The organism is Rothia sp. HMSC062F03 (genome assembly GCF_001836905.1).
Taxonomy (GTDB): Bacteria; Actinomycetota; Actinomycetes; order Actinomycetales; family Micrococcaceae; genus Rothia; species Rothia mucilaginosa_A.
The window spans coordinates 1-10954 of record NZ_KV830886.1 but is presented as its reverse complement, the minus strand read 5'-3'; the positions used below and the strand labels follow the sequence as shown (position 1 = coordinate 10954).

The 10954-nt window shown below is 60.5% G+C and carries 11 protein-coding genes; 7 read left to right on the top strand and 4 right to left on the bottom strand.

Annotation, left to right across the window (positions count from 1 at the left end; genetic code table 11):
• Positions 1-1141: 2-oxoglutarate dehydrogenase, E2 component, dihydrolipoamide succinyltransferase (gene sucB / locus HMPREF2674_RS06435; protein WP_070825174.1), on the top strand; the 1141-nt coding region annotated here is incomplete at its 5' end.
• A gap of 153 nt (positions 1142-1294) precedes the next feature.
• Here sucB and HMPREF2674_RS06430 read toward each other — a convergent pair.
• The gene (locus tag HMPREF2674_RS06430) at positions 1295-2563 is read right to left on the bottom strand and encodes a peptidase (protein ID WP_141761811.1); all 1269 of its coding nucleotides are present in this window, start codon (positions 2561-2563) and stop codon (positions 1295-1297) included.
• Between the two features lie 422 nt (positions 2564-2985).
• Here HMPREF2674_RS06430 and lipB point away from each other — a divergent pair, with 422 nt between their 5' ends.
• From lipB to budA, 5 genes are all read left to right on the top strand, one after another.
• Complete coding sequence (gene lipB / locus HMPREF2674_RS06425) at positions 2986-3657, top strand: lipoyl(octanoyl) transferase LipB (protein ID WP_049342798.1); 672 nt, start codon at positions 2986-2988, stop codon at positions 3655-3657.
• Positions 3658-3777: 120 nt separating this feature from the next.
• Positions 3778-4785: a lipoyl synthase gene (lipA, locus tag HMPREF2674_RS06420; RefSeq protein ID WP_049333262.1), complete on the top strand. Its 1008-nt coding sequence runs from the start codon at positions 3778-3780 to the stop codon at positions 4783-4785.
• Between the two features lie 202 nt (positions 4786-4987).
• Positions 4988-5704 carry a DUF4191 domain-containing protein gene (locus tag HMPREF2674_RS06415; protein ID WP_049333265.1) on the top strand — a complete coding sequence of 239 codons (717 nt, stop codon included), beginning with the start codon at positions 4988-4990 and terminating at the stop codon, positions 5702-5704.
• A 313-nt stretch (positions 5705-6017) separates the two neighbouring features.
• Entirely contained in the window at positions 6018-7442 is a 1425-nt protein-coding gene (gene glnA / locus HMPREF2674_RS06410; RefSeq protein WP_049342797.1) for a type I glutamate--ammonia ligase, read from the top strand.
• Positions 7443-7995: 553 nt separating this feature from the next.
• A complete protein-coding gene (budA, locus tag HMPREF2674_RS06405) occupies positions 7996-8745 on the top strand; it encodes an acetolactate decarboxylase (RefSeq protein ID WP_049337825.1) in 750 nt (249 codons plus the stop codon).
• A 126-nt stretch (positions 8746-8871) separates the two neighbouring features.
• On the opposite strand, the gene HMPREF2674_RS06400 is transcribed toward budA, so the two are convergent.
• Together HMPREF2674_RS06400 and HMPREF2674_RS06395 are read right to left on the bottom strand one after the other, a co-directional pair.
• The gene (locus HMPREF2674_RS06400; protein ID WP_070825169.1) at positions 8872-9300 is read right to left on the bottom strand and encodes an HIT family protein; all 429 of its coding nucleotides are present in this window, start codon (positions 9298-9300) and stop codon (positions 8872-8874) included.
• Positions 9301-9377: 77 nt separating this feature from the next.
• Positions 9378-10055, bottom strand: coding sequence for an MBL fold metallo-hydrolase (locus HMPREF2674_RS06395; protein WP_070825167.1), 678 nt, complete (start codon positions 10053-10055; stop codon positions 9378-9380).
• Positions 10056-10217: 162 nt separating this feature from the next.
• Here HMPREF2674_RS06395 and HMPREF2674_RS06390 point away from each other — a divergent pair, with 162 nt between their 5' ends.
• A complete protein-coding gene (locus HMPREF2674_RS06390; RefSeq protein ID WP_049333273.1) occupies positions 10218-10682 on the top strand; it encodes a Fur family transcriptional regulator in 465 nt (154 codons plus the stop codon).
• Positions 10683-10881: 199 nt separating this feature from the next.
• Here HMPREF2674_RS06390 and HMPREF2674_RS09675 read toward each other — a convergent pair.
• Positions 10882-10954 (bottom strand): integrase core domain-containing protein (locus tag HMPREF2674_RS09675; protein WP_371441257.1); only part of this gene is annotated, 73 nt, incomplete at its 5' end.

Sequence of the window (10954 nt, the reverse complement as noted above, 5' to 3'; positions counted from 1 at the left end):
CAAGGTTGACACCGAGGTTCCCTCCCCCGTTGCAGGTACCCTGCTCGAGATCCGCATCCCCGAGGATGAGGACGCAGAGGTTGGCCAGGTTCTGGCTATCATCGGTGACGCTTCCGCTGCTGCTGCTCCCGCCGCTCCGGCTCCCGCAGCTCCCGCAGCTCCCGCCGCACCTGCCGCTCCGGCAGCTGCTGAGGGTGAGGCATACGTGACCCCGCTGGTCCGTAAGCTCGCTAAGGACAACGGCATCGACCTGTCCACCGTGAAGGGCACCGGTGTTGGTGGCCGCATCCGCAAGCAGGATGTTCAGGCTGCTATCGCCGCTAAGGGTTCCGCTGCTCCCGCCGCTGCTGCTCCCGCTGCAGCTGCCGCTCCGGCTGCTGGTTCCGCAAAGGCACCGCACACCTTCGAGGTTTCCCCCAAGCGTGGCACCGTCGAGAAGACCGCACGCATCCGCCAGGTCATCGCAAAGCGTATGCGCGAGTCTCTGGACATCTCCACCCAGCTGACCCAGGTCACCGAGGTTGACGTGACCCGCGTTGTCCAGCTGCGTGCAAAGGCTAAGGACGGCTTCGTTGCTCGCGAGGGCGCAAAGCTGACCTTCCTGCCCTTCTTCGTCCAGGCAACCGCTGAGGCTCTGCAGCAGCACCCCGCTCTGAACGCTTCCATGACCGAGGACTACAAGCAGATTACCTACCACGGCTCCGAGAACATCGCTATTGCTGTGGACACCCCCAAGGGTCTGCTGGTTCCCGTCATCAAGAACGCTTCCGACCTGGGCATTGCTGGCCTGGCAAAGGCTATCGCCGACCTGGGTGGCCGCGCACGTACCGGCGACATCTCCCCCGAGGAGCTGTCGGGTTCGACCTTCACCATCACCAACATTGGTTCCTTCGGTGCACTGTTCGACACCCCGATCATCAACCAGCCGAACGTTGCAATCCTCGGTACCGGTTCGATCGTGAAGCGCCCCATGGTTATCCAGGATGCAGACGGTAACGACGTTATCGCTATCCGCTCCATGTGCTACCTGTCCCTCACCTACGACCACCGAGTGGTCGACGGTGCAGACGCAGGTCGCTTCCTGCGCACCGTCAAGACCCGCCTGGAGGAGGCAAACTTCGAGTCCGAGCTGGGTCTCTAAGACCTGCACAGGCTCAAGGAAGTTTCCTTGTGGCGATACCCTGACGGGTAACCGAGCGTAGCTCCCCCGGTTTTTCCGGAGGCGCGTAAAAGCGGCGGCCCCATCCACTTCGGTGGGTGGGGCCGCCGCTTTTGTATCCCCGCAAAGCCGCGGTTATACGGGTTCGGCGCGGACGATTTCCCAGCCTTGCTCTCCACGGTGCAGTTCGAAAATAACTTTTTGGCGGGTGATCCCATTTTCTTCGCTGAGTTTGCGGGCCTGCTTCTCCTCAGCGCTGGGCCGGTATCCCGATGCCGAAACCACCGCGACGATGCGCAGGTCTTCCCCGCCTCCGGCGGAATCTTCGATGCTTTCGAGAATGAGCTCGGCGCCGCCTCGGGCGCGGCGTTCGCGGTTGCGCTGGTCGAGAAGAGCCCTCAGCACCGCCTCTGGGTTTTCGCGCACCTCTTCCCCCGCCGCCGATACGTCGGGAGCATCGCGTGCCGTGGGGGATTCACCGGAGGCGGCGTGCACCTGAGCCGAGGCTTCTACCTCTCCCCCGTTGAGAGTCAGCATGCCGGCAGAGGTCGCAAGCGCGGCCAGGGTCAGCGCGGTGGCCCCGAGCCGCATCGGGGTGTTAAGCCGCAGGCCTTTGGCGATTTTCTTGTCAGCTCCCGTGTCGGCGTTTACGAGCCGTCGGGCGAGGTGGGTAGCGGGTGGGCGGGCTCTCCCGGGGGTGTGCCTCCCCAACTTTCCGCGTTGTGTCACCATCCCGCGGGTTTCTAAGAACTTGCGGACCTTTTCTCGGGTCTTCTCGAGCGGGGTGTCCCGCGCACTATCCTCTCGTTCCGGAGCGGCGGGAATCAGCATCCGGGCCCGTTCGGAGCAGCTGAGGTACACGTTAATGGGCCTGGAGTCGAGGTCAAGATCAAGCACGGGGTTCAGACCGATGCGGGCCAGCCGGGCGGCGGGGGCATCCAGCAGGTACTCGAGGGCACGGCCGAGGTTTCGGGCCCGGTCGGTGCTCCAATCGGCGCCCCGGTCGGCTTCGGTTTTTGTTCCGGGGCCGAGGCGCAGACTGAGGGGCACGCGGGCCTCGGCCGGTTCGGGGTCGTGCCCGCAGGCGGCGCGCCATAGCAGGGCTGCGGCGGAGCGCACGTACTCGCCCGCCCACGCGTAGCTTGTGGGTTCTGCGTTCTTTTGGGGAGCGGGTTCCGCAGCAATAAAGGAGCTCTCCGGGAGCAGCAGTCGGGGCTTGCCTCCGGCCGTGAGTCCCACGTACTCGGCGGAGATTACTCCGTACCGCTCCCCCGCTTCGCGCAGGGTCTCGATGGCCTCGTGCAGGGAGCGGGCCAGGGTCACGAGCTCTTCGATTTCTAGCGGGCGCAGGGCCAGCAGCCGGTCCAGGGTTCCCGCATCAAGCGGTTCGTAGTAGAGGCTCACCGTGTTGTCCTCGCCCGAGGGGCCGCTCATCCCGCAGAGCCGCGCGAGTCCTGGACCGTTTGCGGGCCTCGGGGTTATCGATTTCCCCGGGATCTTGAAGATGCGCCGAGTGTAGCGCCCCGGGCGCAGAGCCGGTTCGACGCGCATCTCTAAGGGACAATCGACAATGTTCAGGGTGCCCACGGCGGGGTTTCCGATGGTTTCGAGCGGGAATACTTCATCGTTATTCATGGCTTAATACTATCAAATTACACTAAATAATTTCATTAAATACCCAAAGATAAAATTAAACCTCTGAGCCCTAGTCTTCAGCACCGCTCACCTACCAGTACACAAGGTATTGTGTCACCCCGTGTTCGCTCATCATATGATTCAGGGCGAACTAATTTTCATCAGCTCATCCGCGGGTCTAAAGTAGAGGTATGTCTGTGACTATTGAACGAGTGGGCTTCGCCCCGAACTATGTGAACTATGTCGAGTGCCTCGAGGACCAGTACCGCATCCATGATGAGGTGGCTAACCGCACCCGCCAGAACACCATTCTTCTACTGGAGCACGAGCCTGTCATCACGGCCGGAAAGCGCACCGAAGACCACGAGTACCCCGCAGACAAATCCACCCCGGTCGTCAAGATTGACCGCGGCGGCAAGCTCACCTGGCACGGTCCGGGCCAGCTGACCGCCTACCCCATCCTTCGCCTACCCGAACCCATCGACGTGGTGGCCTACGTGCGCATTGTCGAGGAGATTATCATCAACGTCCTGGCGGGCCTGGGTATCAAGGGTGAGCGCGTCGAGGGCCGCAGCGGTGTGTGGATTCTGGGCGATGGCAAGACCCAGGATAAGAAGATCGCCGCCCTGGGCATGCGCGTTTCGCGTAACACCACCATGCACGGCTTCGCCATCAACTGCTGCAACGATCTTGAGCCCTTCGCTCAGTTCATCCCCTGCGGCATTAGCGATGCGGGCGTCACCTCGATTTCTGAGCAGCTGGGTCGCACCGTTACCCCCGCCGAAATCCTGGAGCCGCTGGAGGCCGAGCTGGTGAAGTACCAGGACCGCCTGGCCGAATCCTTCGAGCCGGTCAGCGCCTAAGCGGCCGGTTCGTCACCTATACGTCATATATTAAACTCACTTACACTTACGCCGCACCGGGCGTAGAATAGGACGTGGCCCGATTGAGCAGAGGGCACGTCGAACCCAAGGAGAAGACCTTTGAGCACCAAGCCTGACGGACGCAAGCTGCTGCGCGTGGAGGCTCGCAACGCCGAGACTCCCATCGAGAAGAAGCCTCACTGGATTAAGACCAAGGCCATTGTCGGCCCCGAGTACAACGAGATGCGCGAGCTGGCTCGTGGCCAGGGTCTGCACACCGTGTGTGAAGAGGCCGGCTGCCCCAACATCTACGAGTGCTGGGAGGACCGTGAGGCAACCTACCTGATTGGTGGCTCCGAGTGCACCCGTCGTTGCGACTTCTGCAACATTGCGACCGGTAAGCCCGTCGCTGTGGACTACGCTGAGCCTTTCAAGGTGGCAAAGAACGTGAAGGTCATGGGTCTGCGCTACGCTACCGTGACCGGCGTGGCCCGTGACGATCTGGAAGACGGCGGTGCGTGGCTGTACGCAGAGACCACCCGCCAGATTCACAAGATGTGCCCGAACACCGGCGTCGAGATGCTCGTCCCCGACTTCAAGGGTGTTCCCGAGCACGTCCAGAAGGTGATTGACGCGAAGCCCGAGGTGTTCGCCCACAACCTGGAGACCGTTCCCCGTATCTTCCGCCAGATTCGCCCGGCGTTCCGTTACGAGCGTTCCCTGGATGTCATCACCCAGGCTAAGGAAGGCGGCATGGTCACCAAATCCAACCTGATTCTGGGCATGGGCGAGACCGACGACGAGATTTACGAGGCGCTGTGCGACCTGCACGATGCCGGCTGTGACATCATTACCCTCACCCAGTACCTGCGCCCCGGCCCGCTCTTCCACCCCATCGAGCGTTGGGTGAAGCCGCAGCAGTTCGTGGACTTCGCAAACATGGCTGAGGAGATTGGCTTCGCCGGCGTTATGGCCGGCCCGATGGTTCGTTCTTCCTACCGCGCGGGTCGCCTGTGGGCTCGCGCGATGCGCAAGAACGGCTACCCCATCCCCGAGAACCTGGCTCACATCGAGAGTGAGGGCGCTGCTCTGCAGGAAGCCTCCTCTCTGGTGGCTGCGGGCTACTAAGCCGTTTCGGATTCCGTCTGAAGCGTGGAGGCTCCCCAAACCGGTATTCAGCTGGTGTTCGGGGAGCCTTCCCTTATGCCCCGGCCATTGTGCGGGTAGGGTAAACTAGATAAATTGCAGGCACACTGCATCGTTACGTCACTATGGTTCCGTGAGCGTTTGAGGCGCCTCGGGACCGCGGAAGAACCACCGAGGAAGAATCGTGGCAGATAAGCGCGAAGAGAAGAAAAAGAAGAAGGAACGCACTCCGGGCACCTTCGCCCAGATGAAGCAGGTCTACCAGATGACCAAGAAATCCGACCCGAATATTGGTTGGATTCTGAGCCTGGCCGCCCTGGGCACTCTCCTGGTCTTTATCCTCATCGGCGTTGCCCTGGGTAACTGGATTACCTTCCTTATTCTGGGTCTGGGTGCCGCCGCCGTTGTGGCTATGCTGATTCTGAGCCGTCGCGCGGAGGCCGCCGCCTTCTCGCAGATTGAGGGTCAGCCCGGCCGAAGCGGTGCAGCCATGAACTCGGTGCGTCGCGGCTGGCAGGTTGAGGAGCAGCCGGTGGCCGCTAACCGCAACCAGGATATGGTGTTCCGTGCGCTGGGCCGCCCCGGCATCGTGCTGGTGACCGAAGGTCCCCACAGCCGCGTGAATGTCCTGGTGAACACCGAGAAGAAGCACCTGAACCGTGTGGCTCCCGGCGTGCCCGTGCACGTGATTGAGACCGGCCACGATGAGGGCCAGGTGGAGCTCAAGGATGTCGTGAAGACCATGAACAAGCTGCCCAAGGCTCTGACCCAGCAGGAAGTGCAGGCGGTGGGTGGTCGTCTGAAGACCCTGAACCACATGCGCAACCCGATGAACGGTCTGCCCAAGGGCGTCGACCCGATGCGTGCGCGCCCCGATCGTCGCGCGATGCGCGGCCGCTAGGCAATGCTAGGCCCCGACCTCTCCCCGCGGAGGGTCGGGGCCTTCGTCGTACCCGGGGTCGTTATTGCCGGTAGCGTTCCGTTGCCGCCGGGCGTGAAAGATGAGACACAGAAAAAACAGAGATGTTACCTGTTTCCTAAATTTGTAACATTGACGAAACACGTTAGTCATGCACCCGAAAAAAATACCTACTATGCTGGATATGTCCGGGTGATTCGTGATTCGCCCGAAACCGACACTAGACAAACAGGTTGAGGTGTCGCGGCGGGTTACTATTCCTCCTCCGCACTCAATCAAACAAGGAGCAGTCCTCATGTTTACCAGCCCCCAGGAAGTCCTCGATTTCATTAAGAACGAAGAAGTAGTCTTCGTCGACATTCGATTTACCGACATGCCCGGCGTGCAGCAGCACTTCAACCTGCCCGCCAAGGCGATTGATGACGATTTCTTCGTCAATGGCCAGCTTTTTGATGGTTCCTCCATTCGCGGCTTCCAGGGTATTGCTGAGTCTGACATGCAGCTGATTCCCGACGTTCAGTCCGCATACGTTGACCCCTTCCGCATTGAGAAGACCCTGGTCATCATCTGCTCCATCGTGAACCCCCGTACCGGCGAGCCCTACCACCGCGATCCCCGCGGCGTTGCCGAGCGCGCCGAGGCATACCTGCAGTCCACCGGCATTGCAGACACCGCGTTCTTCGCCTCCGAGGCTGAGTTCTTCGTCTTCGAGGATGTGCGCTACCAGGTCGAGCCGAACTCCGTGTTCTACAAGATTGACTCTGACGAGGCTCCCTGGAACACCGGCCGTAAGGAAGAGGGCGGCAACCTGGGCAACAAGACCCCCGTCAAGGGCGGTTACTTCCCCGTCTCCCCCGTCGACAAGCAGGCTGACCTGCGTGACGCAATGTGCGTGGCTCTGGACGAGGTTGGCCTCGAGGTCGAGCGTAGCCACCACGAGGTGGGCGCAGCCGGCCAGGCAGAGATCAACTACAAGTTCGACACCCTGACCAAGGCCGCTGACGATCTGCTGAAGTTCAAGTACGTTATCAAGGGCACCGCAGATGCCTGGGGCAAGTCCGTGACCTTCATGCCCAAGCCCGTCTTCGGCGATAACGGTTCGGGTATGCACTGCCACCAGTCGCTGTGGCAGAACGGTGAGCCCCTCTTCTACGACGAGCGCGGCTACGCCAACCTCTCCGACATCGCTCGCTGGTACATCGGCGGTCTGATTGAGCACTCCTCCGCTGTTCTGGCCTTCACCAACCCGACCGTGAACTCCTACAAGCGTCTGGTTCCCGGCTACGAGGCTCCTGTGAACATGGTGTACTCGCAGGGTAACCGTTCGGCAGGTATCCGTATTCCGATTACCGGCACCAACCCGAAGGCTAAGCGCCTCGAGTTCCGCGCGCCCGACCCCTCGGCTAACCCCTACTTCGCGTTTGCAGCTCAGCTGATGGCTGGTCTGGACGGCATCCGCAACCGCATCGAGCCGCCCGCCCCGATTGACAAGGACCTGTACGAGCTGCCCGCCGAGGAAGCCAAGGACATCAAGAAGGCTCCCGCTAACCTGGAGGCCGCTCTGGAAGCTCTCGAGGCTGACCACGACTTCCTGCTCGAGGGTGGCGTGTTCACCGAGGATCTGATTCAGGCTTGGATTGATTACAAGCGTAAGAACGAGCTGGAGCCCCTCTCGCTGATTCCGCACCCGCTCGAGTACCAGCTGTACTACGGCGTCTAAGAGCTACCCTATTTCAGTAGCTAGCCTGTAGCTGTTCCCCGCACACCCGTGAGGTGCGCGGGGAACAGTCGTTTAACCCGCCCCCCTACCGGCCCTGATGCGATTCGCGTGCGCCGCGGCATCTGTCACCCGTTCAGGTTATAAGGTTTTGGGAATTCGCGAGGCCCCGCGTGCTGAATCGTTATCCCTGGTTCAAGCCTGTGACTTGCGCTTAGAGCGACTCTAAGGATTAACCTAAAGGTGCTGGCGCTCCTCCTACTTACGTCGTGCAACCGGGAGGGGCGCCAGCATTTTCTATGCTCACTTCTGTCCACTCGGGCACAAACGATGTATGTTAGAGCTCCCTTCCTGAACGCAAAAAGCGAAGAGGAGTAAAATAGAAGGTGCGCGCGCCCGGCCGGCGGCACCTACGAATTCCGCGAGAAACGACACCATACGCCGTGTTCTCCCCGCCGCCCTCCCAAAGCACTCTCACGCATCCCTGGGCGAGCATCGCCGATGACCGACCGACCCGTCTGACGCCGCGTATCAACTGTCAACGAGGAGAAATACCATGGCATATCAGCCGACCATCCTAAACGGTGAAACCGTTTTTCGTAACGAAGTTTTTCAGACCGGCCTCATGTCCCAGCTGCTGGACGGTATCTACGATGGCGAAATGACCATCGGTGAGCTCCTGAGCCACGGCAACTTTGGCGTGGGTACCTTCAACGGCCTCGACGGCGAAATGGTCGTCCTCGACGGCGTCTGCTACCAGGTGCGTCACGACGGCTCCGTATCCCTGCCCGACCTGCGCCAGCAGACCCCCTACGCCGTGGTCACCAACTTCGTGCCCATGATCAAGCGCGAACTACCGCAGAACCTGCTCCGTAAGTCTGCCTCGCAGATTCTGGATGACTTCACCGTCTCCAAGAACTACATGTACGCCATCAAGATTTACGGCGAGTTCGAATGGGTCCGCACCCGCACCGTCATCAAGCAGGAGAAGCCCTACCCGAAGATGGTTGCGGCCACCGAGAACGAGGACATTGTCCAGTTCGATAACGTGACCGGCACGATTGTTGGCTTCCGCACCCCGATCTACGAGCAGGGTATCTCGGTGCCCGGTTGCCACGCCCACTTTATCGATGATGAGCGCGTTCAGGGCGGCCACGTGGTCGACTTCAAGTTGCGTTCGGCAAAGGTCGAAATTTGCCCCGGTACCGGCCTGCAGCTGCACCTGCCGCTAACCCCCGAGTTCTCCTCCGCTAACCTCTCCCCCGAGGACCTGGCTGAACAGATCTCCAAGGCTGAAAAGCACTAAGCTTCTTTCCCTCCGGGATATAGCAACGGGATATATTAACGAAGGAGCCGCCCTCTACAGAACTGTAGAGGGCGGCTCCTTCGTGTTTATACGCGCTGTCGTGTTTATATGCGCTGTAAAGGGCGCTTACGCCTCCGGCACGAACTCGCCGTGGCCGCGCTCGCGCAGGGCGGCACGTACCTTCTCGGCGGCCGCATCCAGCTCTTCGGCGGTGGCATCCTTCTTGGCGTTGGCGGGGTCGTACTCAGCCATGCCGTCCGCGGGGAACAGGTGGATGTGGGTGTGCGGCACGTCGAAGCCGGCAATCATGAGCGCGACTCGGTCCTTATCGAAGGCGTCGTCCAGGGCGCCGGAAATCTTGTGCGCCACGGAGAACAGGTGCGCGGCCAGGTCTTCGGGCAGGTCGGGCCAGCGGTCAATCTCGGCGCGGGGAACCACCAGCAGGTGACCTTCCGACTGGGGCATGATGTCCATGAACGCCACGCACTGATCGTCCTTCCAGACGAATCGGCCGGGAATCTCGCCGTCAATAATCTTGGTAAAAATCGTGCTCATGCTATCTCCTTTGATGTTATTCCGCCGCCCACGCGGTGAACGTGTGAGCGGCAGAACGGGTAGTACGGGGATGAGGGTTAGTCCTCAACCTCAATGCTCTCGCCGGGGTTCAGGTGCTTCAGCTCGGTACCGTACTTGCCACCGAAGTTCGTCACCAGCCCCTCGATAATGCCGGTACCGTTGGCGTTAATCATGCCGTTGTGAATCGGGACCACGCGCTGCGCGCCGGTTGCAATCACAAAATCAATGACTTCCTGAACCTTCGACCAGGGCGCGTGAATCGGTACCAGAACGGTCTGCGCCTTCACACGGTGGGGCACAACGAGGGAGTCACCCGGGTGGTACAGGCTGTTGTTGAACAGGTAGCCGACGTTGCGGATTACGGGAATCAGCGGATGAATCAGGGCGTGCTGACCGCCGAAGGTCTTCACGTCGAAGCCGGGGATGGCGAACTCGGTATCCGCCTCCACAACGGTCACCTCAGCCTCGGGAGAGGCTTCCAGAATGACCTTGGCGACATCGGGAACGGTCCAAATCTTCAGAGGGTTACCCTCTGCGATGCGCTGGGCAATAATCGGCAGTACCGAGGGGGCGTGAAAGTGGTCGGGGTGGGCGTGGGTAATGAACAGGTACTCCGCGCCCTGCAGGGCCTCGGCGTGCTCTCCCTCGGGGGAAAAATTACCGGGGTCAATCGCCAGGACGTGTCCGTCGTTCTCGATGCGGACGCTGGAGTGGGTGTACTTCGTTAGCTTCATGTGTTTCAGTTTACTCTTGCAGCTCTCTTCTTATCCCAAAAAACTTCACTTTTTGAGACAAAGTGCAAATCAGAGGCTTTCTATGTGGCTTTAGTGTACAGTTCTTTACACAAGATCGACCGTGACTATTGGGGGCGGTTATCCGCTCCGAAAGGTTCATCAATGGACACTCATATTCCCGTTCGGAGAATTACGAAGCCCGCCGAAGCTCGCAACACACGTCAGCGCCGCATCATCAAGGCCACGATGGAAGAGCTCGGCGATTTTATTTCGGCACAGGATCTGCACCTCACTCTCGCAAACCGCAAGGAACAGGTCTCCCTCGCAACCACCTACCGTGTGCTGCAGTCGCTGGCCAACGCCGGCGAACTCGACTCGGTCAAGGGCGTTGATGGCGAAACCCTGTACCGCCACTGCCGGGCCAAGGAACACCACCACCACCTGCTCTGCCGCCGATGCGGCACCGCCATCGAGCTGGAAGCTCCCGATTTCGAGGATTGGGCACTGACCATGGGCAAGAAGTACGGCTTCTCGGAGCTCGAGCACGTGGTCGAGGTGACCGGCTACTGCCCCGATTGCACCCTGGCCCTGCGAGAAGAAGAAACGCAGAACGAATCGGCCCGCTAGGGTCGGCACACCGTCCTAGAGGTGGTTGGGATTCCGGCCAAATACCGACGAATCCCACCAATAGCACGACAACATATCAGCACGACGCAGCACGACAACACACAGGGCGTTGAGAACCCAACCCCGTAGCACGATGTGAAAGAGCCCCCGCTCAACTCTGAACTGCGCCCCGAAACTTGGACGCATTAAATAGTAACCATTACACGGCTACCTCAAGGGCCTGATCCCGGTACTCTACCGGAGTCAGGCCCTTAAGCTTTACCTGACGTCTT

What these genes read in the sequence shown, in the direction of transcription:
- lipB (WP_049342798.1), top strand. Translation starts at nt 2,986, where the DNA reads ATGTCTGTGACTATTGAACGAGTGGGCTTCGCCCCGAACTATGTGAAC.
- glnA (WP_049342797.1), top strand. Translation starts at nt 6,018, where the DNA reads ATGTTTACCAGCCCCCAGGAAGTCCTCGATTTCATTAAGAACGAAGAA.
- budA (WP_049337825.1), top strand. Translation starts at nt 7,996, where the DNA reads ATGGCATATCAGCCGACCATCCTAAACGGTGAAACCGTTTTTCGTAAC.
- HMPREF2674_RS06400 (WP_070825169.1), bottom strand. Translation starts at nt 9,300, where the DNA reads ATGAGCACGATTTTTACCAAGATTATTGACGGCGAGATTCCCGGCCGA.
- HMPREF2674_RS06395 (WP_070825167.1), bottom strand. Translation starts at nt 10,055, where the DNA reads ATGAAGCTAACGAAGTACACCCACTCCAGCGTCCGCATCGAGAACGAC.
- HMPREF2674_RS06390 (WP_049333273.1), top strand. Translation starts at nt 10,218, where the DNA reads ATGGACACTCATATTCCCGTTCGGAGAATTACGAAGCCCGCCGAAGCT.